Genomic DNA, 25,433 nt, shown 5'->3' with positions numbered 1-25,433 from the left:
CGACATGCATCAATGCGCGATGCCGGAACCGGCCGCTTCGTCGATCAGCCGCCCGCTGGCAAAGCGGTCGAGATCGAAGGGGCGGCTGATGTCGTTGTGCCTGCCCGTTGCCAAAAGGTTCGCCAGAAGCGTGCCGCCGGCGGGGATCGCCTTGAAGCCGCCCGTGCCCCAGCCGCAATTGAGGAACAGATTGGGCAGTGGCGATTCACCGATGATCGGCGAGGAGTCCGGCACGACGTCGACGATCCCGGCCCATTGCCGCATCAGCTTCAGCTGGCCGAAGATCGGGAACATTTCCAACAGCCCCGCGATCACCCCCTCCAGCGTCGGCAGGTTACCGCGCTGGGCATAGGAGGGAGTGCGGTCGAGCCCGCCGCCGATGACGATCTCGCCCTTGTCGGATTGGCTGACATAGACGCCCGTGCCGGGCGACAGCACCACCGTGTCGAGGATCGGCTTGACCGGTTCGGTTACGCAGGCCTGCAGCGCATAGGAATTGATCGGCAGGCGGAAGCCGGCCTTGGCCGCCAGCACCGAGGAATGTCCTGCCACGGCCATGCCGATGCGGTCCGCGCGGATGGCGCCACGCGTCGTCTGGACGCCGCGGCAGCGGCCGCCCTCGACGATGAAGTCGGTGATTTCGCAGTTCTGGATGATGTCGACGCCGAGTCGGCTCGCGGCCCGTGCATAACCCCAGGCGACCGCGTCGTGGCGCGCGGTGCCGGCCCGGCTTTGCCAGATGCCGCCGAACACGGGAAAGCGCGCATTGGCCGTGAAATTGTAGATCGGCGCCACCCGGCGCACATCCTGGGGCGAAAACAGCTCCGCATCGATGCCGTTGATCTGCATGGCATTGACTGTGCGTGCCCCGGTCTCCATTTCGGCGGTCGAGTGGCACAGGCTGACCATGCCGCGCTGCGACAGCATGACGTTGTAGTTGAGGTCCTTCGACAGTCCCTCATAGAGCCGGTGCGCCAGCCCATAGAGCTCGACGCTCTGCGGATAGTAATAGTTGGAGCGCACCACGGTCGTGTTGCGGCCGGTATTGCCGCCGCCGATCCAGCCCTTTTCCAAAACCGCTACTCTGGCGATGCCGTGATTCTTCGCCAGGTAATAGGCCGTCGCCAGCCCGTGGCCGCCGCCGCCGATGACGATCGCGTCGTAGGACGGCTCCGGCTCGGGCGAGCGCCAGGCCGGCTCCCAGCCGGTCTGGCCGGCGAGGCCTTCCTTCAAGAGCGACAAAGCGGAATAGCGTCTGGTCATGGCGTGCTGGAGGAGGTTGGTTCAATGGGCTGAGGCGTAACGCTATTGTACATATATGTCTAGTTCGTGCCGTGATGTAAAAGCGCGGCTGTCGCTAACGGCTGCGCGAAAGCGTTTCCTCGACATAGCGCGAAAAATCCTCGACGTCCTGTGCCGTGGGCTCCTGGCCGGTGAAGCTGCGCAGATAGGACGCGACGTGCGGCAGACGGCTGCTCATCGGTTCATCGAGCTCGAGCGAGTAGTAGCCGATCTGCATGAAATAGAGCACGCGGGCGCGCACGAAGGCGTCTTCCTCGTCATAGCCGTGGCGCCTGAACAAGTCGCGAATGGCGTCGACGCGCTCCTCGTCGGCGTCGTCGAGAGCCCGCCTGATGACGGGCGATCGCCGGGCCCACGCCCTGATCGCGAAATCCAGCTGCGGATCGAACAGCTTCTCGTCCACCCAGCACTCGAAGATGCTCATCACCCCGCGGATGACGGTCGCGGAAGGCCGCGCGGCGCGTTCGACGATGAACCTTGTATTGGTCTGCCGCCAATAATCCAGCAGTTGGTCGAGCAGGTCCTGGCGGCTCTTGAAGTACCAATAGAAACTGGAACGCGACACATCGAGCTTCTGGCCGAGCGTCTGCACACGGACGCTTTCGACGCCGTCCGAAATCAACGTTTCAAGCGCGAGCTTGAGCCAGTCTTCCCGGGTGACCTTGATGTTGCCGGTGGCGCCGGCGCGCTGGGTTGTCGTGTCGGTGGCTTCCATCGGCACGACGCATGACACGCCGCCCCGGGCAAATCAAGACTATGGACATACATGTACAGACCCGTTTCGTGGTGATTGGAACGATGTGTCGCCGAACCTGTTGGGCCAAGGACGATGCGACGCGGGCAGCAGGTCGCGCGGGGCCGCGAACCGAGAGACTTTGTCGCGGCCGTCCGCGCAAAGCGTGCTTTCCCGCAGCGCAATTGTCTGGCAAATACAATCACACAGATGCCGCCGCGCGGCGAACCAGCAGGAAAGACACGACATGGCACCGCTTCGACAGAACCTCATCGACGGCGAGTGGGTCGGCGATGCCGGCTCCCGCAACATCAACCCGTCCGATACCGGCGACATCGTCGGCGAATACGCTTCCGCAGGTGTCGAACATGCGGCACAGGCGATCGCCGCGGCCAAGGCGGCCTTTCCCGCCTGGTCGCGCTCGGGTCTGCTGGTCCGTCACGCGGTGCTGAAGAAGACGTCGGACGAGATCCTGGCGCGCAAGGACGAGATCGGCCGCAACCTTGCGCGCGAGGAAGGCAAGACGCTGGCCGAAGGCATTGGCGAGACCATTCGAGCCGCCCAGATCTTCGATTTCTTCGCCGGTGAGACACTGCGCCTCTCGGGCGAAGTCGTGCCTAGCGTGCGGCCGGGCGTCGGTGTCGAGATCACGCGCGAAGCGGTCGGCGTGGTTGGCATCATCACCCCTTGGAACTTCCCGATCGCCATTCCCGCCTGGAAGATCGCTCCGGCGCTTGCCCACGGCAACACCATCGTCTTCAAGCCGGCGGATCTCGTTCCCGAGAGCGCCTGGACCATCGTCGACATACTGCACCGTGCCGGCCTGCCCAAGGGCGTGCTCAACCTCGTCATGGGCAAGGGCTCGGTGGTCGGCCAGGCGATGCTTGACAGCCCGGACATCAACGCCATCAGCTTCACCGGCTCGGTTGGCACCGGCAAGCGCGTCGCCGCGGCGAGCGTCGAGCACATGCGCAAGTTCCAGCTCGAAATGGGCGGCAAGAACCCGCTGGTGGTGCTCGATGATGCCGACCTCGCTACGGCTGTCGATTGCGCGATCAACGGCGCTTTCTTCTCGACCGGCCAGCGCTGCACGGCTTCGTCCCGGCTGATCGTGACGAACGGCATTCATGACCGTTTCGTCGAAGCGCTCAAGGAACGGATGGACAAACTGGTCGTCGGCGATGCGCTCGACGCGCAGACCCAGATCGGTCCCGTCGTCGATGCGACGCAGCTCAAGCAGGACGAAGACTATATCGCCATCGGCGTGAGGGAAGGCGCCACGCTCGCCTTCGGCGGCGAGCGGCTTGACCGCAAGACGCCGGGCTTCTTCCTGCGGCCGGCGCTGCTGACCGATGCCACCAACGCCATGCGCAGCTCGCGAGAGGAGATTTTCGGACCTGTCGCCAGCGTCATCCGCGTCAAGGACTACGACGAGGCGCTCGCCGTCGCCAACGATACGCCATTCGGGCTGACGTCCGGCATCTGCACGTCAAGCCTCAAGCACGCCACGCATTTCAAGCGCAATTCGGAGGCCGGCATGGTGATGGTCAACCTGCCGACGGCGGGTGTCGATTTCCATGTTCCCTTCGGTGGCCGCAAGGGCTCGAGCTACGGTCCGCGCGAACAGGGCCGATACGCCATGGAATTCTACACCACCGTGAAGACCGCCTACACGTTTGCAGGCTGATCGGGGCGCCGGCTGACCGGGCCGGCGAAGCCTTCGCGTGCACCAAGAGACAAGGCGATGACAGTTCAAGACAAGGATCTGACCTGGCTCAATCCGCCGCCGCATCATTCCATCGACGGCGATGCGGTTCATGTGCGCACCGGCAAGGAGACGGATTTCTGGCGCGAGACTTTTTATGATTTCTGGCGCGACAACGGCCATTTCCTCTACAAGCGCGTAGAGGGCGATTTCACCGCGGAAGTCACCGTCACCGGACGTTATGAGGTGCTCTACGACCAGGCGGGGCTGATGCTCCGCCTCAGCGAAACGCATTGGATCAAGGCCGGCATCGAATACACCGACGGCGTGATGTATTTTTCGGTCGTCGTCACCAACGATGCCTCGGACTGGTCGTTGGCCACCATTCCGGCCGGTCCGGATGGCGTCGCGATCCGGTTGACCCGCCATGCCGAGACCATCCGCGTCCAGTACCTGGATGTCTCCGACGGTCATTGGAAGCCGGTGCGGCTCGCCTACTTCCCGGTCTCGAAGGCGGTCGATGTCGGCATGATGTGCTGTTCGCCGCAGCGCGAAGGCTTCGAGGTCACCTTCACCGGCTTTTCGGTCGGCCCGCCGATTTCGCGGGACCTGCACGGCTGAAGCCCGCGCCAACGCCGACGGGACACAAGTGTCATCGCCTGGACCACGCCAGCCAGCGTGCCGCCAGATGCCTCCACAAAGGGGTGAACCGCGTTCGCCGGTAAGCGTCGCCGGCCATTTTGATGCCTTGCGCCTGTGTCGGGAAGGGATGGATGACGTCGGCCAGCGCGTGCAATCCCATGCCCGACCTGATGGCGAGCGACACCCCGTTGATCATCTCGCCGGCATGGGCGGCGACCACGGTCGCACCGAGGATGCGGTCTGATCCTTCCCTGACATGGATTTTGACGAAACCCTCTTCCTCGCCGTCCATCACCGCGCGGGCGACATCGTGCATCAGCACCGTATAGGTCTTGACCGGAATGCCGTCGCGGCGCGCCTCCACCGGATAGAGGCCGACATGGGCGATTTCCGGATCGGTGTAGGTGCACCACGGAACCACCAATTCGCTCAGCCTCTTGCGCCCGAGAAACAGGGCGTTCTGCACGACCATGCGGGCTGTTGCTTCAGCGGTATGCGTGAATTTGTAGTCGAGGCAGACATCGCCCGCCGCATAGATGCGCGGGTTTGAGGTCCTGAGATAGTCGTCCACCTTGATGCCTTTGGCATCGTGGGCAACCCCCGCCTCGTCGAGGCCAAGACCGTCGACATTGGGCGAGCGGCCTATGCCGGTGATGATCTCGTCGACGGAAATGGTCGTCGTGTCGCCGTCCCGCACCAGGTCGGCGAGCTTCTTGTCGCCGTCCCTGCGCACCGCCACCACTTCGGTGTTCAGTCGGACCTCGACCCCCTCGCGCGCCAGCGCTTCCGAAAGGATCTGCGCGGCGTCGCGTTCCTCGCCGGGCAGGAACATCGGATCGCTCTGCGCCAGGATGACCTTCGCGCCGAGCAGGCAGAAGGCCTGCGCTGTCTCGCAGCCAAGCGGCCCGCCGCCGATGACCAGCAGCCGCTTCGGGCAGTCGACAAGGTCGAACATCGTCTCGTTGCTGAGATAGCCGGCCTCGACCAGGCCGGGAATGGATGGAAACTCCGGCCTCGCGCCTGTCGCGATCAGCGCCTTGCGGAAGCGCAGCGTGGTTCCCGCGACGGTCACGCAATCGCTTCCCTCGAACCGGGCTTCGCCGAAATGAACGTCGATGCCCAGCGCAGCAAGCGCCTCAGCGCTGTCGGCATGGCTGATCCGTTGCCGGATGCGCCGCATCCTGGTCATCGCGCGCTGGAAATCGACGCGAAGATGGTCCGGCGCATCGGCTCCGAAATTCTCGGCATCGCGCATGTCGGCATAGAGCCTGGATGTACGGATGATCGACTTGGACGGGATGCAGCCGGTGTTGATGCACGTGCCGCCGATCAACCCGCGTTCGATCAGCGCCACTTTCGCGCCGAGGCTTGCCGCTTCGGTCGCGGCAGTCAAGCCGGCAGGCCCGGCGCCGACGACGACGAGATTGTATGGTCCGGTGGGCGGCGGGTTTCGCCAATGCGGCGGATGGGCGCCCCTGACCAGCTCGACATCATTGTGGTCGGCCGGAAAACCGGCAGCTTTCGTCCCTTCAAGCGACATCGCGGCCATCCGGGCTTGCCGGCTGCGACAGCCATCCGCCTGTGAACCCCGCCTTGTTAAGGCCGCGGCGGATGTACTGGTTGGAACGCATCAGCTCCCACACCAGGCGCGAGCGGTGGTTCTCGATCATCATCACCACGATGCCCTGGTCGAGGCCGAAATGGCCTTCCGACACCCAGCCGTCGCGGCCGAATTTTCGCCGGTTGGCCAGCGTCGGGTTGAAGCCGCTCGGCAGCCGGAAATTGTCGATCACCTGGGGGTAGCGATCCGCGAGATGGCGCAGCGCCGCCATGCAGATGTCAGGCGCGAAAGGCAGCGACGCCGGATAGGACCACGGCGCGATCGTGCCGTCGTCCGGCCCGAAGGGCGCACCGCGCGCGACGTAGCCGGAAAACCGGCGCCGCCGCCGTTGTATGCTGCTGCGAAAGCCGCCCGGTCCGTCCCCGGCCGAAAGCCCCCAGAGGTTCTCTCCGTAGCCGTCATAGCCATACGGATTATGCCGAGCATAGTCGCGGTGCAGGTAGGTCGAGCGGCGGCTGTTTTCGAAATAGTCCGAATTCTTCTCGCGCATGAAAGCGTCGCGGATGCCGGCGAAATCGATCCAGGCATGAGAGAACTGGTGCATGAACAACGGACCGCCATAAAGCACGTCGTAGCCGTAGATGTTTTCCCACTGATAGGTCGCCGTCCAGCCCGCGTAGCTGTCGTCGGACGTCGGGCTGTCGGGCGAGGCCATCGACAGGACATAGAGGATCGTCGCCTCATTGTAGCCTTCCCAGCCATAGTGGAGAAAGCCGCTCTTCGGTTTCCAGCCCTGTCGCAACGTCGGACTGCTGCCTTGCGCCCATCGCCAGTCGACGCGCCGGTAGAGCGCCTCGGCCAGCCGGCGGATTTCGGCTTCCTCGTCATCGTCGCCCCGGAAATAGGCGCCTGCCACGAGAATGCCGGCCATCAGCAATGCCGTATCCACCATCGACAGTTCGCAGCGCCACACCCGAAGTCCGGTGCGAATGTCGAGGAAATGATAGTAAAAACCCTTGTGGCCGGTGACGTCAGCGCCACTGCCTTGCGTGCTGGTCCAGAAGAAACGCAGCGCGGCGAGCGTCAGCTCCACCGCTGCTTCCCGCGCCATCCAGCCGCGCTCGACCCCGATCGGATAGCAGGAGAGCGCAAAGCCTACGACCGCGATGCTGGCCGGTGAATTCGGCCGCGACGTGTCGGCGACCAGCCCGTTTTCGGGGTTCACGTTTTCCAGAAAATAGCCGAAGGCCGCGCGCTGGAAACGATCCAGAAGGTCGTCGTCCGACAGGATGGCAGGCTCGACTTTAAGCAAATGCGGCAAGCTCCGGTCTGGTCGTCGCGATTGCCGGGGAAAGGTGCAGGAATTGCGCGCGGGCCGATCTGTCACGCATGGTCATGTCTTCGCCCTCATTGTTGCCGTTGCCGGGTTCCGGCTTCGGCCATTGTACGCTTGTCCAGCTCCGTTGGTTGCTTCCTCACGCGCAATTGTAGTTGCTTGCCGCCAGCCGGAAAGCGCCGCACCACATCAGTAGGTGGCGCGGCCGCCGGAGACGTCGAAGACGGCAGCCGTCGTGAACGAACATTCCTCCGAGGCGATCCAGCAAATCAGCGCCGCCACCTCGTCGACCTCGCCAAAGCGCGCCATCGGTATCTTGGAGAGCATGAAATCGATATGCTCCTGGTTCATCTGCTTGAAGATCGCCGTGCGCACCGCCGCCGGCGTGACGCAGTTCACGGTTATGCCGGTCTTGGCCAGTTCCTTGCCGAGCGATTTGGTCAGGCCGATCACCGCGGCCTTGGATGTGCTGTAGGCGGAAGCGTTGGGATTGCCTTCCTTGCCGGCGATCGAGGCGATGTTGACGATGCGGCCGTAATTGCGCTCCAGCATGTGCGGGACGAGCGCCTTGTTGCAGTAGAAGACACCGTTGATGTTGATGTCGATGACCAGACGCCAGTCCTCCACCGGATAGTCCCAGGCGGTCATGTTGGGACCGGTGATGGCGGCGCTGGTGATCAGGATGTCGACCCCGCCATGCGCCTCGATCGTCGACCGCGCCGCCCGATCCACCGCCGCCGGGTCGGCGACATCGACGGTCTGGCCATGCAGCGCCGGGATCGAAGCCCTGGCCGCTTCGATCTGGGCGGGATCGCGGTCCCAAACCGAAACGCGCCCGCCTTCTTGGACCAACCTCTGTGCGACGGCGAGGCCGATGCCGGATGCGCCGCCCGTAATCACCGCCGAGCGTCCGGCAAACCGTTCCGCGAAAATCGTCGGCATCTCATTTTCCCCTGTCCTGGCGCAAATCGGCTCCGCTCGGCGAAACCATGTTCGGGGGTGACTGTGAGGTCGCCGCCGGCCAAGTTCAAGCCGGCATGCACCTCGATCGTCTGGGCCAATCCCTGAGGCGCGTTATGCCGGGCTCCCCTCGATCTGCCTGTCCAGCGCTTGCACCAGCGCCACCGGCGCCAGGCCTATCTGTCCCAGCGGTACAGGAAGAACTGCAGGAATAATTCCCGCTCGGTGGTGATGTCGAGTTTCTCATAGATGCGCCGGCGATGGTTCTTGACCGTGCCGACGGTGATGCCGAGCCGCTCGGCAATGTTGGCGGTCGGATGGCCGGCCAGGATCAGTTGCACGAGCTCCCTTTCCCTGAGCGACAGTTCCGGCCACAGGCTCGCTGGAATTGTGGGCTGCTGGCGCGGCGAGGCGCCGGGGCTGGAGGGCGCCGAACTGCGCGAGAAATCGCTTCCGCGCGCCTTGATGTCGAGCGCGTGCAGCGCCTCGAACACCGGCAGCCGCTCGGTCAGCAGGGCGATCTCGCTGTCCTTGAACGCCGTCGTCGAGCGATCGAGGAAAATGCCGAGGCACCAGTCGCCGCCATCGGCCAGCATGATGCCGACTTCATCGCATATCTCCGATTGCGCGAGGAAGCCGGCTATGTACTGGCCGCGTTTCGCCTCGTCGTCGGCCAGCCGCTTGAGCGGCATGATGCCCAGCCGGCGCTCGCGCCGCCAGGAAGCGTAGAAGGGGTCGAACACGTAATAATTATCAAGGTAGCGCCGCACCATCTCGTCGGAGAAGCGCCGGTGCTTGACGAATTGCGGCGTCTGCGTCGCCGAGTAGCGCGTCACCGTCACCAAGTCATGCGCGATGTCGGCGCCGATCAGGTCGATCAGGCAGTCGACATGCCTGTCGGTGCCGGTGGCGGCGATCGCCATGGCGAGCGGCGCCCAGATGTTGCCCATGCGCATGCCTCTTTTTCGGCGACGAGCTCCCGCCCGTCATTGTGCCTTTAGGCATATGGCGCGATCCGGTCCCGCGAATCTAGCCTGTGGTCATGCTCGGCAAGGGAAGGCGACCCGTGGACCATATCTCTACCAATCCCATCGTCATCGGCATCGACGCCGGCGGCACCATGACCGACACCATCCTTGTCGATCAGGACGGCCGCTTCAAGATCGGCAAGTCGGCAACGACGCCGAAGAACGAGGCCGAGGGGTTCCTCGCCTCGGCCGAGGACGCGGCGGACGCCTGGGGCATCTCGCTCGAGGCCCTGTTTTCGGGCGTCAATGTGGTGCTCTATTCCGGCACCGGCATGCTCAACACGCTGCTGTCGCGCACCGGCAGGAAACTCGGCCTGATCACCACCAAGGGCCTTGAGGACATGATCCTGATGGGTCGCGGCCTGCAGGCCTGGGCTGACTATTCCTATGCCGACCGGCTGCACGCTGTGACGCATCATCATCCCGATCCGCTGGTGCCGCGCCGCCGCACTCACGGCGTCACCGAGCGCATCGACCAGTTCGGCGACATCATCCTGCCGCTCTATGAGCATGAGGTCCGTGCCGCGGCGAAAAAGCTGATCGCCGACAAGGTCGAGGCGGTCTGCATCATGACGATCTTCTCGCATGTCAATCCAGTGCATGAGAAGCGCATCGCCGAGATCTGCCGCGAGGAGATCGCCGCCGCCGGAGCCGACATCCTCGTCTACAGCAGCTATGAGGTGCGCCCGGTCATCCGCGAGCAGTCGCGGCTGAACTCGGTGCTGATCGAGGCCTACGCCACCTCGCGCGGCCGCAAGCAGCTCAAGGGGATCGAGGACGTCTCGAAGAAATACGGCTTCAGATATGGCGTCCAGACGCTGCTCTCCTTCGGCGGCCTCACCTCGATCAACCATCCGCGCCTGCACGAAACCATGATCTCCGGCCCGATCGGCGGCATTTTGGGCGCGGCCTATGTCGGCAAGCTGATCGGCAATGATTCCTTGATCTGCTCGGACATGGGCGGCACCTCCTTCGACATGGGCGTCATCACGCGCGGCCAGACCCGGATCGAGAACGAGCCGCTGATGGACCGGTTCAAGCTCAATGTGCCGACGCTGCATCTCGACACGATCGGCGCCGGCGCCGGCATGATCCTCAAAGTCGATCCGCTGACGAAGAAAGTTTCGCTCGGGCCGGAAAGCGCCGGTGCCGATCCCGGCCCGATCTGCTTCGCCAGGGGCGGCACCGAGCCGACCATCGCCGATTGCGACGCCATCCTCGGCCGGCTGAACCCGCATTATTTCCTCGGCGGCAAGGTCGTGCTGCAGGTCGAGAAGGCGCGCAAGGCCTTCGAGGAAAAGTGCTCCCGTCTGCTCGGCGTCGGCGTGGATGAAGCCGCCGAAGGCATGATCGACATGCTGGAAGCAGACGCCAACAACGCGCTGCGCCGCGTCATCTCCGGCCAGGGGATCCATCCTTCGGAGTTCACATTGCTTTCCTATGGCGGCTCGGGGCCGTTGCATCTGGCCGGCTGCTCCAGGGGCATCGGCTTCAAGGATATCATCACCTTCCAGTTCGCGGCCGCCTTCTCCGCGTTCGGCTGCACCACGGCGGATTTCATGCGCCGGCATTCGGTATCCACGCAGATCGACATCGGCGCGCGCGCAAGCGAGGCCGAGCTGCTGGTTTTCGGTACCAGAGTGACCGCGGTCTGGGACGATCTCACCAAGGCCGCGGTCGACGAGATGGTGGCCGACGGCCATGCGCTGGACAAGATCAGGACGGTGCCGTTCCTGATGATGCGCTATACCGGCCAGCTCGAGGACGTCGAGGTGATGGCGCCGCTCTCGGCGATCAATTCGGCCGGCGACATGTGCAAGGTCATCGACGAGTTCGAGGCGGTCTACGCCAAGGTCAACCATCGCGTCTCGCGTTATGGCGAAGCCGGCTTCTCGATCACCGAGCTCGGCCTGATCGCCACCGCCGACAAGGTCAAGCCCGTGCTGCTCAAGCGGCCGCTCGGCCCCTCAAACCCCGCATCCGCGCACAAGGGCGTGCGCGAGGCCTATATTGGCGGCCGCTGGCACAAGGCCGATCTCTACGAGATGGATCTTCTGCTGCCGGGGCATGAGGTGACCGGCCCGGCCATCATCGAACACCCCGCCACCACCCTCGTCGTCCATCCGCGGGACCGTGTCTTCGTCGACGAATGGACGCTGCTCCACTACTCCCACGCTTGAGAGGGCGAACGCCATGCTGGACAAACCCGCCTCCGCCCTGCGCCTCCGTGAGCGGCTGATCGAATCCGAACGGCTCATGGACGAGACCGGCTGCTATGACGGCATCACCGATCTCGAACTGCGCAACCAGGATCCGCTGAAGTTCGAGACGCTGCACACCAAGCTGCGCGCCTACTGCGTCTCGGCGCGCGAGATGGCGCGTCGCATCTCGGCTTCGCCCGGCGTGCGCGAAGTCGGCGAGATGGTCGTCGCCATCTACACGCCCGAGGGCGACGCGATCGCGCTCTCCAACGGCATCATGGTGCATGTGCACACGATGAGCCGCTTCATCAAATGGATGATCAGACAAGGCTACGAGGAAAATCCCCGCATCGTCGACGGCGACATCTTCGCCAACAACGACGCCTTCATCGGCACCGTGCAGGTGCCCGACGTGATGGACGTGGTGCCGATCTTCCACACGGGCAAACTCGTCGGCTGGGCGGGCGCGGTCTGCCACGAACTTGAGGCCGGCGGCATCACGCCGGGCGGCGACGTGGCGCTGGCACAGGAGCGCTTCACCGAAGGCCTGTTCGTCTGCGCCGAAAAAGTCGGCCAGAACGACGAACTGCGGCGCGACTACGTGATCCGCTGCGAGCGCAATCTGCGCATGCCCATCTACTGGGTGCTGGACGAGAAGGCCAAGGTCGCCTCCTGCATCGACATGCGCGAAAGCGTCAAGGCGCTGATCGACGAGATCGGCCTCGACTACTGGATGAAGGTGTCGAAGGAATTCATCGAGGAGGGCCGCCGCGCGCAACTCGCCCGCACGCGGCAACTGACCGTTCCCGGCATCTATCGGGGGCATACTTTTTACGGTCACGTCACCAAGGGCAAGCCGGGCTACCAGCCGCTCGGCGACCCCGACTGGCTCTACAACATTCCGATCGAAATGGAGATCACCACGGGCGGCAAGATCATCATGGATTTCGAGGGCACGCAGCCCTGGGGCTACCATTCCATGAACTGCACGCCGGCCGGCATGGATGGCGGCATGTTCGTGACGCTGACCCAGCACATGAATTTCGAAGGCCTGGTCAATGACGGCGCCTGGATGGCGACGGAGCTGAAGCTGCCGCATGGCACCTGGACCAATCCCGACAATGAGATGGTGGCCACCGCCACGTCCTGGGCGCTGCTCTTGCCGGCTTATGGCGTCTTCCAGCGGCTCCTGTCGAGATCATTCATCGCCCGCGGCTTCGTCGAGGAGGCCTTCGTCGGCCAGGTCAACAGCCCGATGATCGAGATGGGGGGAACCAGCCAGTACGGCACGCTGTTCGGCATGGCGCATTTCGAATGCGCGGCCGCCGGTTCCGGCGCGCTTGCCATCAAGGATGGGCTGGACACCGCCTATGTCGGCTGGAATCCTGAATCCGACATGGGCAACATCGAGATCTGGGAACAGAACATGCCGATGGTCTATATCGGCCGTTCAATCGTTGCCAATTCCGGGGGCGCCGGCAAATATCGCGGCGGCTGCGCCTTCCTGTCGACCTGGCTGGTCAGCAAGACCGACCATCTCCGGCTGGTCACCTCGGAACACTCCTCGCGCGTCTTCGACAATGGCGGGCTCTGCGGCGGCTATCCGGCGCCGACCTGCCAAAAACACCGTGCGGTGCGCGACAGCAACATCTTCGAGCTTGCACAAAAGGGCGCGCCGCTGGCGCACCATACCGGCACCAATCCTTATCGTTCCGAACTCGAGGTCCGGCTCGAAGGCCAGCACGTGACGATGGAAGGGCCCTATATCACCGCACCCCACAAAACCGGCGACGTGTTCACCCATTCCTACAATGGCGGGGGCGGCTATGGCGACGTGCTGGAGCGCGACCCGCTCAAGACAGCATCGGACGTCGAGAACGGCTATCTCACCAGGGAAGCTGCCGAAAATGTCTTCGGGATCGTGCTTGACGAGGACGAGGACGGCTATCCCGTCGCCAATCTCGAAGCCACCAAGCGCCACCGCGCCGAGATGCGGTCGCGCCGGCTCGCTCGGGCCAGGCCGGTCTCGGAGTGGATGGCCAAGGAGCGCGAGCGGGTGAAGGCGGTCGATTTCGCGCCCGAGGTGAAGAAGATGTATGCCAGCGCCATCAAGCTCTCGCCGCGCTTCACCAGGGATTTTTCAACCTTCTGGGATGTCGACGCCAAATCGACCTTCGGCGTGGAGTAGGGACCATGACCTCATACAGCAAGGAAGTCATCGCCGATCTGGTCGCGGGCACCCTGCCTTGGCCGCAGACGCGCCGCGTCATGAGCGCCTACAAGGACGACGACCGGTTCTTCAAATATGTCGCGGTTTTGCAGGACCGTGTCGGCTGGAGCGATCCGATACTGCTCCCTGTTGGCGACCACCTCTTCATCTGCCAGAGCGGCGATGAGCGGGTAACCCGTTGCGAATGCGGCCATTCCTTCGGCGACTACCGCAAGAACTGGAAGCTGAAGGCTTCGATCATCGTGCGCGACAGCGAGGAGGCGCTGCGCGAGATCTATCCCAACAGCGACCTGCCGGATCCCGAATGGATGGAAATCCGCGAGTTCATCTGTCCGCAATGCGGCACGCTGCACGAGGTCGAGGCCGCGGCGCCGGGTTATCCCATCGTCCATGATTTCGAACCCGACCTGGAAGGTTTCTACCGCGATTGGCTGGGCAAGCCGCTGGAGCCGCTGGAGCCGATGGACAAGGAAAGCTGATGGCAAGGACACAAGTTTCGTCACCGGCTCCGAAGGTTATGTTGGCCTATGAAGTTCAGATACTCTCGGGACTGATGGACCGTCCCGTGCCGCGCGGAGGCCATGCCCGATGACAAACCTTTCCGGCCGCGGCGCAATCGTCACCGGTGGCTTCTCCGGAATGGGCCTGGCGATTGCCACGGCATTGGCGCAGGCCGGCGCCAATGTCGCCGTCGGTTCCTATGTCGCACCTGGCGGCGTGGAGAGATCCGACGCCGCCTACTATCCCGGCGCTGACGAGATAGAGCGCGTGCGTTCGGCTCTCGGCGCGCATGGAACGAGGATTTACACCGCCCATCTTGACGTGCGCGACACCGACGTCACGAACCGTTTCGCGGCCGACGCCGAGGCGGCGGTGGGTCCTGTCGACATCCTGGTCAACGCCGCCGGCACCACGGCCGAGCAGCCGGTCTGCGGCCATTCCGACGCGCTGTGGGACAAGATCGTCGACACCAATCTCACCGGCGCCTTCCGCGCCACCCGCGCTGTGCTGCCCGGCATGATCGAGCGCGGCTGGGGCCGCATCGTCAACATCGGCTCGACCGCCGCCTCGGTCGGCTGGAAGGACAATCCCGCTTACTGCGCCTCCAAGGCCGGTCTCCTCGGCCTCACCCGTTGCGTGGCGCTCGAAGGGGCGGCGCATGGCGTCACCTGCGTCATGATCAGCCCGACCTGGGTCGAGACCGAACTGATGCGCCGCAACGTGGCGCAGGTCGTCGAGCGCGAGGGCAAGGGCCGCACGGCCGAGGACGCGATGGCCGAGATCGCCAGGGGCAACCCGCAGCAGCGCATCCTCCAGCCGCAGGAGATCGCGGCGCTGGCCGTGTTCCTCTGCTCGGATATGGCCAAGGGCATCACCATGGAAAACATACAGGTCACCGGCGGAGCACTTTGGTAGCGCGCACGGCTGGTTGCGGCGTCGATGGAGAGGCCGGCAATGGAAAGAGAAGTCCGATCCCGTCCGGGCGTGTCCCGGACCTGATCTCTCGGCGCTCGCCTGGCTGTAAGACAAGGTGACCGCATTTGCCATTGAGCGCGCGGCGCGATAGGTTATATTGCACTGCACAATGGAGATGCCGTCGATTGCACCCTTCTTACGGAGATGCCTGCCGGCTACGCGGCGGTCCGGGGTAGGCTCGGCGAGAACCTGAGATGAAGATTCCAAAGTCCTTGCTGGTCGATCCCGAGAGGAACTCGGTCTACGGCAGTTTTGCCGTTGCCGTCTCGGTCTGGGCATTCTCCTACTCCGTCATATTCGGCCAGGTGCTGATCCTGGCCTATTATGCGGTGTGGCTGCCCCTCATCATGGTCGACTACAGGCGGTTCCTGCGGCATCTGTCCAGCGCCTGGCTGCCATTGTCGTTCGCGGCCTATGTATGCTTCTCCGTCTTCTGGTCGGATGCTCCCGGCATCACCGCGAGAACGGCCGTCCAGTACTTCTCCCACATCGCCTGCGCCTATGTCGCGGCGCGAGCCGTCAGTGTGCGGACCCTGACAATAGGCGCCCTGGTCGGCATATTCGTCGTCCTGCTCTACTCTCTCAAGGTCGGGGCCTATTCCGAGGACGTCCTCGACGGCACTTATAATTTCGTCGGCGCCTTCGCCTCCAAGAACCAGATCGGCTTCGTCGCCTCGCTCGGTATCTATTTCAGCGTCGTCTTCATCGCCTTCCTCAGGCACGGCCGGCTAAGCCTGTTCCTGACGGTGCCGGTGGTGCTTTTGTCGGCCTATCTGCTGGTCATCTCGCATTCGGCCACCTCGATGGCCTCGACACCGGCGGTGCTGGCGCTGGTGATGCTGCTTGCCATGAGCAAGGTGCTGTCGCGACGCTATCGCCGGGTGATCTTCCTGATCGGCGCCGGCATGCTGGTCGTCACAATCCTTGTGGCGCTGAACCTCGGCCTCATGGACTTCGTCCTCGGCCTGTTCGGCAAGGATTCGACGCTCACCGGACGCACCTATCTGTGGGAGCAGGGCTGGAACGCCGCGCAGAGGTCGCCCATGCTCGGCGTCGGCTATGCCGCATACTGGGTCCAGGGTTTTGCCGAGGCCGAGCGCCTGTGGAACGAGTTCTACATCACCACCCGCACCGGCTTCCACTTCCACAATACCTACATCGAAGCCCTTGTCGAACTCGGCTTCGTCGGGGCGACGCTGGTTTCGCTGGTCATCCTGCGCACGCTCTACGGCCATGTCTCGGCGGTCGCGTTCGGAACATGGCGGGCGGATTCGGTCGTTCTGGCCGGCGTCATGGTGCTGCTCCTGATCCGCTCCTTCGTCGAGGTCGAGATCCTCAACCCCTACATCATGGGTTCCTTCCTGATGTATTTCAGCTTCTTCAAGCTGGCGCGACTGCCCGTTGCCCGTCCTCGCCTGTCTGCGGCAAGGATCGAAGAGGCAAATGCCGCCAGAGGCTGGAGCGGCCCCGAGCCTGGCACGGACGCCGCTCGATGAATACCGATCGGTTTCCCGTTTGGGATTGCGTCAAAGCAAGGCGATAGAGCGGCTGGCGATTCCCTCAAACGCCGCCCCGCTCCAGCAATTTCAGGAAAGTGTGTACGGCTTCCCCGGGAAACGCGCGCAGCGCTTTCCGTCCGGAATTGCGCAAAAACAAAGGGATAGAGCAACTCACCGTTTTCGTGAACGGTGAGCTGCTCTTATCTCGGCCGTTCGACCACTTACTGGCTGGGCATTGGCGCCAGCTTGACCTTGATCACATCGCCCGGCAACACGGGGGTGTCTTCCTTGACCGCAATCTCGCTCGTCTTGCCCTCGGCAGCGCGCAGCAGTGAATAGATCAGGGTGGGCTCTTCGTTGGTTGCGCTGGCGGCCACGGTGGCGGGATCGGTGGCCTGGGCCATCAATCCTTTCTGCATGTTGACCCTCAGCGCGGCCTCGTTCAGGTCGGCTTCGGTCTGCTGCCGGTCGGCGGCGAGGCTCGAGCTCAGCGTGTTCTGGGCATCGATGGCATCCTGCGTTGCCTTGCTGATCGCTTGCTTGGCGGTGAGGATGGCCGTTTCGTAGTCCAGGATCTTGCCCTGAAGGTCGGTGACGGACTGTTGCGAATCCAGCAGTCTTGCGTTGGCGACCAGGCCTTTCTGGGCCAGCGGACCGATGCTGGTGAGTTGCTGCTGCGCCAGGTCGACCTGCTTCTGCTGGTTGACGATCTTCTTCTGCAGCGATTCGATCTCGGCCTGCAGAACCCCTTTCAGATCGCTGAGCGCCTCGAGCTTCAGCTTCAGCGCCTTCTGGTCAGCCGTGAGGATCGTCATCTCGTCCGCGACGATGGCCTGCAGTCTCGGATCGCCCTCGACCTCCTTCGGCACGTCGAAGCTCGACTTGCCCGCAAGGTCGGCATCGATGCGCGCGCGCTTGACGATCAGTCGAACGCGCTGATCGTCATATATATCGAAATTGCCTTTGGCGGTGACCAGGTCCTTGCCGAGCTGCGGGCCGTAGTCGGCGCTTCGCCGGATGCCGCCGGCGATGCTGACCGCCTTCAACACCGTAAGATCGGGCACATAGGGGAATTGGCCGGGGTTCTGCACCTCACCCGAAATATAGAACGGCCGGAACTGCGCCATTTCGACCGATGCCTCGGGCCGGTCCGACAAAGCGAGCTTGTGCTGCAGCGCCTCGCCGATCGCCGCCGCGACTTCGGCCGTTGTCTTGCCGGATGCCGGCAGCTCGCCGACGAAAGGCACCGACAGCATTCCGGCCGGCCCGACCGTGTATACGCCATTCACCGCCGACCAGTCGCGGAACGTGCCTTCGACGGTCTGCCACTCCGCGATACGGATGGTGAGCTTGTCTTGCGATCCGAGATGGTACTCGTCGGCAATGGCGATCCGAGGCAGGGCGAGCGACAGGGCCAGGCAACTGGCTACGAGCCGCAAACGCCGCGAGCGGCTCGAATGCGGGCCGCTGCAAAAAACTTCGAACATGTCTATCTTCAACTGAATGTTCCGATCCGCTTTGGCCCCACCAGCCCGATGAGCCTGCGCCCGATGCCTGCCGGGAGAGATCCCCCGCGTGCGATCCGGTTCGCGACCGCTCAGTAGCAGCCGCGCGACATCCAGACAGCCGGAACTGTCTTGATGATGATGCGAATATCCTCAAAAAGTGACCAATTCTCGACATAGTGGCGATCGAACGCGACTCGGCTGTCATAGGAGACGTCGTTGCGGCCGCTGACCTGCCACAGGCCGGTCAGGCCGGGGCGGGACTTCAGGTAATACACAGCGGCGCTGCCATAGATCTCCAGTTCGTCGCGCACGACCGGGCGAGGTCCGACAAGGCTCATGTCGCCCTGAAGGATGTTGATGACCTGCGGCAACTCATCGAGACTGAGTTTCCTCAGGACCGCGCCGACCCGGGTGACGCGCGGATCGTTCTTCAGCTTGCGGGTGGCTATCCATTCCGCCTTGGCTTCCGGATTGGCCGCCAGATAGGCGGCCAGCACCCTTTCGCCGTCCGGCACCATGGTGCGGAACTTGAGACAAGGGAAAACCCGTCCGCCACGCCCGATTCGCCGGTGACCGTAAAAAATCGATCCGCCATCGGAGAATTTGACGAGCAGCGCTATCATCACGAACAGCGGGCTGAGAGCGATCAGGGCGGCCAGTGAACCGGCAATATCGAAACTGCGCTTGATAAGGCCGCCGATCGGCGGTGGAAAATCGACGCCAGCCTGCGAAAACTCCGCTGTGGCCGACTTGGCAACATCCCTCATGCCAAAACTCCATGCGTTGACCGGATGGTTTACGGCACGATATCAAAAAAATGTTGCAGCGCAACACACAATTTCCCGCACCTTTGAAATAGTCACGTCATGAATTGACTAAATAATAAGCGCGCCCTGCACAAATTTCGGAATATTTAGCACATTTATGACAATAAATGGGCATAGCCGGAAAAATAGAGGCGCTTTTGGGGCAACTTCTAGGCGGGGCGTTCTTTATGCCCTTGAATGGAGCTCGTTGGTGCTTTAGAGCGGCACGATATTCGGTGGTATTCATATAAAATACTATTCAATATTGTAGATTCTACTGAAAAACACCAAAGAGCCGAAGTTGCGCGTAATCCCGTCGTGTGCGTTGCAGCATGAGCGAGTCGAGCGCAAAAGCTCACCTAAAAATAAATGCAGTTGCCCTTGCGGCCTTTTGCTCGCCTTAATAGAATTGCAAATTATACCTGTCAAAGTGGCGACAGGTTGAAAGGCCGGAAGCAACCGGCCGGGAGCGGGCGACTTAACAAGCCCGCATGACAAGGGACGACGCTCGGGTGGGGCAACGATTGGAATATACCCGGGCCGGTTTGTGGGCTGTTGGGTATGTCGCTTCCAAAATTCATCGTTGGGATGATTTTCGCTCTTGCGATCGTCGTTGGCTGGTCATGGCTGGGCGGCGCTTCAATAGGCACGACGCTGCTGCGCGTCATCATTTGTGCCGTGGTCATCCAGGCGGGCTACTTCGTGCTCGTCTATGCCATGATCGTCAAAAGCGCGCCGACGCCGGCCGACAGGACACGCGAGGCCGAAAGAAAGCTGAGTTCGGCCGAGGTGGCCGAGGGTGAAAAGCTGGGCGGCGCCGGGCGAAGCCTTCACTGACCCAGACCAGGCTGGCCTCAGGCCACGTCGGCGGGTTCGGACTCAGATTGTTCGCCCGAAAGCATCCGGGACAACCGGCTTCCTGCTTTCGCCTTCAGCCGCCGATATTGCCCGACCTCGACGACACGGCCGTTTTCCATCGCGACCACCCAGTCGGCGAACGCGATCATCGATGGCCGGTGCGCGATGGTCAGGATCGTCATCGAGCCGCTCAGCCCGTCGATCGATTGCGCGATCAGTGCCTGGTTTTGCCAGTCGAGCGCGCTGGTCGCCTCATCCAGGATGAGCAGTGACGGCTTGCGCAGCAAGGCGCGCGCCAGCGCGATCCGCTGGCGTTCGCCGCCCGACAACCGCACGCCGCGGTCGCCGACCACCGTTTCCAGCTTGAGGTCGAGCCGTTCGACGAATTCGGCCGCATGGGCCGATCGCAATGCGGCCCACAGTTCATCGTCGCTTGCTTGCTGTGCGGCCAGGCGTAGGTTCGCCGCGATCGTGTCGTGCAGGAGAAACACGTCCTGCGGCACGTAGGCGACCTGGTCGCGCCAGCCCCGGCGATTGGCGGCGTCGATCTCGACGCCATCGACGAGGATCGTGCCGGCTGTCGGCTCGAGCAGGCCGAGCAGCATGTCGGCGATCGTGCTCTTGCCTGATCCCGAAGGGCCGATAAGGGCGGTGACCTTGCCGGCCGGAAGGCCGAAGGTGATGTCGCTCACCACCGTCTTGGCGGCGCCGTCCTCGTAGGCGAAGGAGACGCCGCGAACATTCAGTCCGAAATCGAGCGACAGCTTTCGAGCGTCCTGGATCCCGGCATGGCCAGGTTCCCGCTCGGCGTCGAAACGCATCTGCAGGCTGCGCATCGCGGCATAGGCGGGCAGGTTGATCAGGACCTGCTGCGCTTGCGTCTGCATGTCCATGAAGCGCGGCGCGATGCGCATGAAGACCAGCAGCAGCACCACGATCTCGGCCAGTGAGAGGTCGAAGCGAACCAGCGCCACATAGATGAACAGGCTCAAGCCGATCACGCTCGCCACCTGGAACAGGGCGGTGCCGGTCGAGCTGTTGCGCACATAGGCGATGTTGTCGGCCTTCATCCTTTCGAGTGTCGCCTGCAACTGCGCGAAATAGGTCGCCTCGATGTTCAGGCTCTTGGCCACCTTGATGCCGCCGAGGAATTCCGAGACCGTCCGGTATTGATCCTGCCGGTTGGTGGTCAGGACCTGGCCAAAGGCGGTCGCCCGCGACCGGAATGGCCGCAGCGCGAGGAACATCAGGATGCCAATGACCACGGCGAACAGCGTCATGACCGGCGAAATGAACATGGAGATCACGAGATAGCCGGCCAGAAGCACGGCGATCTGCACCAGCATCAGCAGCGAGAAGGCCGCGCCCTGGACGCGGTCTATGTCCCCGGTCAGCGCATGGTCGAGGTCGGAGCCGCGCATGCGCGTGAAGACGCCCCACCGTGCCTTGCCGATGCTTTCGAACAGGTTCATGCGCAGGCGGTTGATGAAATCGAAGAGAAGCCTGGCCATGTAGACCGACTTGAAGCGGTTGAAGGCGGCCTGCAGCGCGACCAGCGCCACCAGCATGCACAGCATCGTGGTCAGCTTCAGCGTGCCGTCCGGCACCAGCCAGCGCATGAAATCATTGTCGGGCAGCCTGATCGCGAAATCCTGGCCGGAGCGTCCGACCAGCTGCAACAGCGGAACCAGCAACAGGATGGAGATGCCTTCGGTCAGGCTGCCCATGATCAGGAAGAGCAGTGCCGTCCAGGTCCGCCGCCCGCCTATCTGGGCGATAACGGCGCCGAACCCGGCGATTTCCCGAAACAATGACGGGCGAAGGAGCGATGATTTCGACATCTCCTGCTACCCCTGTCCTGCCATCAAGTCATGCTCGACGAGGCTCACGACCTCGCCGATTCTGTCGAGGCCCGTCGGCACTTCGAGCCTGCACACGCCGACGCGATCGGCGAGCCGCGCGCAATGCCCGAGATGCGCCGCCGCGAAATCGCCGACCAGGGCGGCGCGGCCGAAGCGCGTGACATATGAAAATCTGATCACGGCCGGCAAAGCGGCGATGCCAGGCATGGGCGAGATCTCAGTCTTTTGGCCGCGCTCGAGAATATAGATGCGGGTCGCCGGAACCCTGTCGCGCGAGAACGCCCCGTGCAATCGGTGCTGGGCCTTGTTGATAGCCGGATGCACCTGCGGCCGCACTTGTGCCCCTTCGAGCGAAATCGCGGCAGCGGCGTCGGCCGCCAGCTTGATCTGGGGAAAACCCGGCACGATCATCGGCTCGTCCGGATGGCTGAGATCGAGCGCCACGACGTCATCGGTAAGCAGTTCGTGTCCGGCACGGATCATGGCGCTTGCCGTCGTCGATTTTCCGGCGCCCTTGTCGCCCATGAAGATGGCGCTTTTGCCGGCAATCGCGACGGCGCTGGCATGCAGCACGAGCAGGCCGCGCTGGTGCAGGATGAGCGCCATCACCGGTCCCAGCAGCGGGAACGCGATCAGCGCATCGTCGATGCCGGGCGCCGGCTCGACCTCGATGCGGCAGGCGTCGCTGATCAGGAACGCGCCGACGGCGTGCCATGCCAGATATTGCCGATCCGGTTCGAAGCGGAAAATGGTCGCGGCCTCGGGCGAAGGCTTCGGCATATCGATCGCGCCGACACTGATCACGATATCCGCCGCTGCGGGTTCGGCCGGCTCCAGTTCTGGCAATGTCACCTCGGAAGCGATGGTCAGGCCGTAGGCTCCATAAAAACGGCGCTGTCCGCGCGGCCAGCCTTGCGCGCGCGGGCGGAGGGCCAGCGGCTCGTTCAACGGCGTCATGCGGCACTCCCGGCACGCTGCACCTGCCGCAGCCACAGCGACAGCGACGCCGAGCGCCAGACATACTGGACGTCGAGCGGCGCCGGCCGGTCGGGCCGACTGAGCAGCCGGGCATAGGCAGCCTTCACGGCCGGCAGGTTGATATAGGGCTCGATGCGGCCGGCGTCCGGGCCGAGCACCTGTTCCAGGAGGTCGCGGTGGTTGCGCAGCATGCCGTTGACGAGATTGCCGGTGAAATCGATCTTGTCGCGCCGCCACTGGACCGCCGCCGGCAGCACGTCTTGCATGGCGCGGCGCAGCACGTAGCGGCCAAAACCGCGGCTGAGCTTCTCCTCGCCCGGCAATGCCAGGCAGAACTCGACCAGCGGCTTGTCCCAGAAGGGATAACGAGGTTCGACGCCGAAATTGGCGGCCGCCTTGTCGAGGACTTCGAAAGCATGCGGCACATAGCCGTTGGAAAGAATCCAGCGGTGGGTCAGCGCCTCGCTGGCGCTGACGTCGGGCGGCTTGTAGCCGGCTCGGTGAACCCGCTCGATGAGCTCGGTGCGGCCGGCAAGATCGGCATTGATCAGGTCGCGCCAGCTTCCGCCCTGGGCCGGCTTTCGCAGCCTGTGCAGGAGCCGGTTCGCGGCGTGCCTGAGCCTGGCCACGCGCCAGGCAGGCCCGTAGATGGTCAGGAACTGGAAATACATGCCGAGCATGCCGTCGCCATAGGTGTTGGAAGCGCTGCGGATCTCGCGCCACAGCTCCAGCCACTTGCCTGCATTGGCAAGCTCGTGCAGATGGCCGTGCCCCTGCGATACGACTTCGTCCCCGCCATGGCCGTCGAGAAGCACCTTGACGCCTTTGGCGCCCGCCGTCCTGTATACCTCCCGGGTGAGCGTAAGGCCCGGCGCCAGGAACGTTCCTTCCTGCTCTTCCAGCACCCGTTCGAATTCCGCGAACGGCGCGTAGTTGCCGACCGGGATCAGCGTGCCGTCGACGCGCCCTTGTTCCAGCACCGCGTCTATGAAGGGGGTTTCGTCCATCGCCGAGCCGCGTTCGAAAACCAGCGAAAAGGTGGGCAGCCTCGGCTTTCCCTCGGACAGGTTTTGCCGGCCCGCCACGCAGGCGATCGAAGAGGAGTCCAGGCCGCCGCTCAGCATGGCCCCGACCGCCGCGCTTCCGCGCATGCGGTTGCGCACGGACTGCGAGAAGAGGTGGGCGAATTCCTCGGCGGCGTCCGGCCCCATAGGCCGCGACGACGGCTCGATCTGCCAGTATCGCTGCAGCGTCACGCGCTGCCCCGTCACAGTGAGGCTGTGGCGCGCCGGCAGGCGGAAAATATCGGTGTAAGGCGTCGCTTGCGGATCGTCTGGCAGCCCGGCCAGGAAACCCGAGATCTGATGTTCGCTGAGGCGGGCGCCGGCGCTGGTGACGCCAAGGATCGGGCCGATTTCGGAGGCAAAGACAAAGCGCTGCCCGTCCGCGTGATAGTAGAACGGTTTGACGCCGAAATGATCGCGCGCGCAAAACAGCACCTGCCGCTCGGCATCCCAGATGGCGAAGGCGAAGTCGCCTTGCAGGTGCACGGGACAGGCTTCGCCCCAGCGCAGATAGGCCCACATCAGGAGCACGGCGTCGGCAACCGATGCGTCGCGGACGCCGAGCCGAGCCGTCAGCTCGTCGCGATTGTCCAGGCGGCAATCCGCGGTGACGGCCAGTTTGCCGCCCGCCATCGTCAGCGGGCCGGGGCCGGCTTCATCGGTCGTGTTGAGCCAGGCGTGGCCGAGCGCGACAGCCTTGTCGGTCCACCACGAACTGCCGTCGCGGGCGCGATGACGCATGCGGGCCAGCATGCGCTGGATATCGGCTGCGGACTCCGGCGCCTCGTGCCCGTGCAGGATACCGGCCACGCCGCTCATCGGTCATTGACCATAGTCGACGAGAGGGACAAACCTGTCTATCGAGCCGCCAAGGACGACATGGTTGCCGCTGATCAGCCAGGCATGCGCCTTCAGCTGCCGGCCGGTGTCGCGCTCGATGCCGATGCGGATCTTCGAGGCGTTGCCCTGGCGGGCGAGAATGTACTGGCCGGCGAGCGCCTGGGTGAGGCAGCTTGCGCGCGGCACCAGGCGGGCCACGGCGGCAACGCCCCAGGCGACACGGCGCAGCTCTCCCGTGCTGGCGCATTCACGCGCCTCCAGCCGGGTGACGATGCCGCGAAGGCGGTTGTAGGAGAACAGGGTCAGCCCCAGGCGAACGGCCGCGACCACCAGCAGGCAGCGGCAGAGGAACAGCATTTCCGGGCCACTCAGGGAGAGAGCTCGAAGCCGACGCCGCCGGTGCTTCGTCTGGTCGGGACTTTTCTCCGTCGCAGGTTCTTGCCGCAAAACCGTGACCCGCTTTTGCGGAACCTGCCTAGACAGGTTCCTCATGATGCAGCCTCGCAAGTCCGCTATCGGCCAGACCTTTCAACAGCGCGTCGACATCGGCCCTGCAGCGCTCGGCGTCGACATCATAGCGCGCGAGCACGGCCCGGCGGATTTCGGCAATTGGTTTCGGCTCCTGAATCAGCTCCCAGATGAACGTGCCTACCCCGTTGAGGCTGTAGTAGATGTTGGATTTCAGGTTGAGAAGCGCCAGGCCATTGCCGAATTCGCAGGCAACCGCTTCCTTGGTCGCACTTACGCGATCGTGGTCAGATGGGTTCCAGTTCATCCGAAAACCTCGTTTGCTACACACTGTCCGCAATGCGTGTCGACAATTCTGGCGATGAAGAAAAGCCGG

The 25,433-nt window shown here is 63.6% G+C and carries 21 protein-coding genes; 8 read left to right on the top strand and 13 right to left on the bottom strand.

Annotated features, from left to right (window positions below; all coding sequences use genetic code 11):
* Window positions 1-9 precede the first annotated feature (9 nt).
* Entirely contained in the window at window positions 10-1,263 is a 1,254-nt protein-coding gene (locus FJ972_RS01200) for a sarcosine oxidase subunit beta family protein (RefSeq protein ID WP_140523508.1), read from the bottom strand.
* Between the two features lie 94 nt (window positions 1,264-1,357).
* Entirely contained in the window at window positions 1,358-2,017 is a 660-nt protein-coding gene (locus FJ972_RS01195) for a TetR/AcrR family transcriptional regulator (RefSeq protein ID WP_181173446.1), read from the bottom strand.
* A gap of 265 nt (window positions 2,018-2,282) precedes the next feature.
* On the opposite strand from FJ972_RS01195, the gene FJ972_RS01190 reads away from it, so the two are divergent.
* Window positions 2,283-3,722 carry an aldehyde dehydrogenase family protein gene (locus FJ972_RS01190; protein ID WP_140523513.1) on the top strand — a complete coding sequence of 480 codons (1,440 nt, stop codon included), beginning with the start codon at window positions 2,283-2,285 and terminating at the stop codon, window positions 3,720-3,722.
* 57 nt (window positions 3,723-3,779) lie between these two features.
* On the top strand, window positions 3,780-4,361 hold the full coding sequence (locus FJ972_RS01185; RefSeq protein WP_140523515.1) for a DUF1349 domain-containing protein: 582 nt from the start codon (window positions 3,780-3,782) through the stop codon (window positions 4,359-4,361).
* A gap of 31 nt (window positions 4,362-4,392) precedes the next feature.
* On the opposite strand, the gene FJ972_RS01180 is transcribed toward FJ972_RS01185, so the two are convergent.
* The 4 genes from FJ972_RS01180 to FJ972_RS01165 form a co-directional block, all read right to left on the bottom strand.
* Window positions 4,393-5,922, bottom strand: a complete 1,530-nt coding sequence (locus FJ972_RS01180) for a mercuric reductase (protein WP_140523518.1) — start codon at window positions 5,920-5,922, stop codon at window positions 4,393-4,395.
* A complete protein-coding gene (locus FJ972_RS01175; protein ID WP_140523521.1) occupies window positions 5,912-7,255 on the bottom strand; it encodes a glucoamylase family protein in 1,344 nt (447 codons plus the stop codon). The genes FJ972_RS01180 and FJ972_RS01175 overlap by 11 nt, the downstream gene beginning before the upstream one ends.
* Window positions 7,256-7,468: 213 nt before the next feature.
* A complete protein-coding gene (locus FJ972_RS01170) occupies window positions 7,469-8,221 on the bottom strand; it encodes an SDR family NAD(P)-dependent oxidoreductase (RefSeq protein ID WP_140523523.1) in 753 nt (250 codons plus the stop codon).
* Window positions 8,222-8,415: 194 nt separating this feature from the next.
* On the bottom strand, window positions 8,416-9,195 hold the full coding sequence (locus FJ972_RS01165; RefSeq protein WP_140523526.1) for a helix-turn-helix transcriptional regulator: 780 nt from the start codon (window positions 9,193-9,195) through the stop codon (window positions 8,416-8,418).
* Window positions 9,196-9,359: 164 nt separating this feature from the next.
* Here FJ972_RS01165 and FJ972_RS01160 point away from each other — a divergent pair, with 164 nt between their 5' ends.
* From FJ972_RS01160 to FJ972_RS01140, 5 genes are all read left to right on the top strand, one after another.
* The gene (locus FJ972_RS01160) at window positions 9,360-11,447 is read left to right on the top strand and encodes a hydantoinase/oxoprolinase family protein (RefSeq protein WP_246674136.1); all 2,088 of its coding nucleotides are present in this window, start codon (window positions 9,360-9,362) and stop codon (window positions 11,445-11,447) included.
* 13 nt (window positions 11,448-11,460) lie between these two features.
* A complete protein-coding gene (locus tag FJ972_RS01155) occupies window positions 11,461-13,656 on the top strand; it encodes a hydantoinase B/oxoprolinase family protein (RefSeq protein WP_140512902.1) in 2,196 nt (731 codons plus the stop codon).
* Window positions 13,657-13,661: 5 nt separating this feature from the next.
* Entirely contained in the window at window positions 13,662-14,177 is a 516-nt protein-coding gene (locus FJ972_RS01150; RefSeq protein ID WP_140512904.1) for an acetone carboxylase subunit gamma, read from the top strand.
* A gap of 109 nt (window positions 14,178-14,286) precedes the next feature.
* On the top strand, window positions 14,287-15,114 hold the full coding sequence (locus FJ972_RS01145) for an SDR family NAD(P)-dependent oxidoreductase (protein WP_140523531.1): 828 nt from the start codon (window positions 14,287-14,289) through the stop codon (window positions 15,112-15,114).
* A gap of 254 nt (window positions 15,115-15,368) precedes the next feature.
* A complete protein-coding gene (locus FJ972_RS01140) occupies window positions 15,369-16,670 on the top strand; it encodes an O-antigen ligase family protein (protein ID WP_140523534.1) in 1,302 nt (433 codons plus the stop codon).
* Window positions 16,671-16,894: 224 nt separating this feature from the next.
* Here the strand turns inward: FJ972_RS01140 and FJ972_RS01135 are convergent, their stop codons facing one another.
* Entirely contained in the window at window positions 16,895-18,160 is a 1,266-nt protein-coding gene (locus FJ972_RS01135; protein ID WP_181171603.1) for a polysaccharide biosynthesis/export family protein, read from the bottom strand.
* 110 nt (window positions 18,161-18,270) lie between these two features.
* Window positions 18,271-18,948: a sugar transferase gene (locus FJ972_RS01130; RefSeq protein ID WP_140497203.1), complete on the bottom strand. Its 678-nt coding sequence runs from the start codon at window positions 18,946-18,948 to the stop codon at window positions 18,271-18,273.
* Window positions 18,949-19,548: 600 nt separating this feature from the next.
* Between FJ972_RS01130 and FJ972_RS01125 the strand changes: the two genes are divergently transcribed.
* Window positions 19,549-19,824, top strand: coding sequence for an exopolysaccharide production repressor exox (locus tag FJ972_RS01125; RefSeq protein ID WP_140512914.1), 276 nt, complete (start codon window positions 19,549-19,551; stop codon window positions 19,822-19,824).
* 17 nt (window positions 19,825-19,841) lie between these two features.
* Here FJ972_RS01125 and FJ972_RS01120 read toward each other — a convergent pair whose 3' ends face one another.
* The 5 genes from FJ972_RS01120 to FJ972_RS01100 all read right to left on the bottom strand — a co-directional run bounded on the left by FJ972_RS01120 (window position 19,842) and on the right by FJ972_RS01100 (window position 25,364).
* A complete protein-coding gene (locus FJ972_RS01120) occupies window positions 19,842-21,686 on the bottom strand; it encodes an ABC transporter ATP-binding protein (RefSeq protein WP_140523537.1) in 1,845 nt (614 codons plus the stop codon).
* Window positions 21,687-21,692: 6 nt separating this feature from the next.
* Window positions 21,693-22,664 (bottom strand): serine kinase, encoded by a 972-nt coding sequence (locus FJ972_RS01115; RefSeq protein WP_140523540.1) that lies wholly within the window; start codon window positions 22,662-22,664, stop codon window positions 21,693-21,695.
* Window positions 22,661-24,568 (bottom strand): lasso peptide isopeptide bond-forming cyclase, encoded by a 1,908-nt coding sequence (locus FJ972_RS01110; RefSeq protein ID WP_140523543.1) that lies wholly within the window; start codon window positions 24,566-24,568, stop codon window positions 22,661-22,663. Before FJ972_RS01110 ends, FJ972_RS01115 begins: the two co-directional genes overlap by 4 nt.
* A 3-nt stretch (window positions 24,569-24,571) precedes the next feature.
* Window positions 24,572-24,946, bottom strand: a complete 375-nt coding sequence (locus FJ972_RS01105; protein WP_226880473.1) for a lasso peptide biosynthesis B2 protein — start codon at window positions 24,944-24,946, stop codon at window positions 24,572-24,574.
* Between the two features lie 118 nt (window positions 24,947-25,064).
* On the bottom strand, window positions 25,065-25,364 hold the full coding sequence (locus FJ972_RS01100; protein ID WP_140497191.1) for a PqqD family protein: 300 nt from the start codon (window positions 25,362-25,364) through the stop codon (window positions 25,065-25,067).
* Window positions 25,365-25,433: the final 69 nt, after the last annotated feature.

Source organism: Mesorhizobium sp. B2-1-1 (assembly GCF_006442975.2).
GTDB lineage: Bacteria > Pseudomonadota > Alphaproteobacteria > Rhizobiales > Rhizobiaceae > Mesorhizobium.
The sequence above is the reverse complement of the archived record's forward strand: the minus strand, read 5'-3'. Positions and strand labels throughout refer to the sequence as shown.

Coding starts and splice junctions, on each gene's coding strand:
- FJ972_RS01200 (WP_140523508.1), bottom strand. CDS start 1,263: ATGACCAGACGCTATTCCGCTTTGTCGCTCTTGAAGGAAGGCCTCGCC.
- FJ972_RS01195 (WP_181173446.1), bottom strand. CDS start 2,017: ATGGAAGCCACCGACACGACAACCCAGCGCGCCGGCGCCACCGGCAAC.
- FJ972_RS01190 (WP_140523513.1), top strand. CDS start 2,283: ATGGCACCGCTTCGACAGAACCTCATCGACGGCGAGTGGGTCGGCGAT.
- FJ972_RS01185 (WP_140523515.1), top strand. CDS start 3,780: ATGACAGTTCAAGACAAGGATCTGACCTGGCTCAATCCGCCGCCGCAT.
- FJ972_RS01180 (WP_140523518.1), bottom strand. CDS start 5,922: ATGTCGCTTGAAGGGACGAAAGCTGCCGGTTTTCCGGCCGACCACAAT.
- FJ972_RS01170 (WP_140523523.1), bottom strand. CDS start 8,221: ATGCCGACGATTTTCGCGGAACGGTTTGCCGGACGCTCGGCGGTGATT.
- FJ972_RS01165 (WP_140523526.1), bottom strand. CDS start 9,195: ATGCGCATGGGCAACATCTGGGCGCCGCTCGCCATGGCGATCGCCGCC.
- FJ972_RS01160 (WP_246674136.1), top strand. CDS start 9,360: ATGACCGACACCATCCTTGTCGATCAGGACGGCCGCTTCAAGATCGGC.
- FJ972_RS01155 (WP_140512902.1), top strand. CDS start 11,461: ATGCTGGACAAACCCGCCTCCGCCCTGCGCCTCCGTGAGCGGCTGATC.
- FJ972_RS01150 (WP_140512904.1), top strand. CDS start 13,662: ATGACCTCATACAGCAAGGAAGTCATCGCCGATCTGGTCGCGGGCACC.
- FJ972_RS01145 (WP_140523531.1), top strand. CDS start 14,287: ATGACAAACCTTTCCGGCCGCGGCGCAATCGTCACCGGTGGCTTCTCC.
- FJ972_RS01140 (WP_140523534.1), top strand. CDS start 15,369: ATGAAGATTCCAAAGTCCTTGCTGGTCGATCCCGAGAGGAACTCGGTC.
- FJ972_RS01135 (WP_181171603.1), bottom strand. CDS start 18,160: ATGTTCGAAGTTTTTTGCAGCGGCCCGCATTCGAGCCGCTCGCGGCGT.
- FJ972_RS01130 (WP_140497203.1), bottom strand. CDS start 18,948: ATGAGGGATGTTGCCAAGTCGGCCACAGCGGAGTTTTCGCAGGCTGGC.
- FJ972_RS01125 (WP_140512914.1), top strand. CDS start 19,549: ATGTCGCTTCCAAAATTCATCGTTGGGATGATTTTCGCTCTTGCGATC.
- FJ972_RS01120 (WP_140523537.1), bottom strand. CDS start 21,686: ATGTCGAAATCATCGCTCCTTCGCCCGTCATTGTTTCGGGAAATCGCC.
- FJ972_RS01115 (WP_140523540.1), bottom strand. CDS start 22,664: ATGACGCCGTTGAACGAGCCGCTGGCCCTCCGCCCGCGCGCGCAAGGC.
- FJ972_RS01110 (WP_140523543.1), bottom strand. CDS start 24,568: ATGAGCGGCGTGGCCGGTATCCTGCACGGGCACGAGGCGCCGGAGTCC.
- FJ972_RS01105 (WP_226880473.1), bottom strand. CDS start 24,946: ATGCTGTTCCTCTGCCGCTGCCTGCTGGTGGTCGCGGCCGTTCGCCTG.
- FJ972_RS01100 (WP_140497191.1), bottom strand. CDS start 25,364: ATGAACTGGAACCCATCTGACCACGATCGCGTAAGTGCGACCAAGGAA.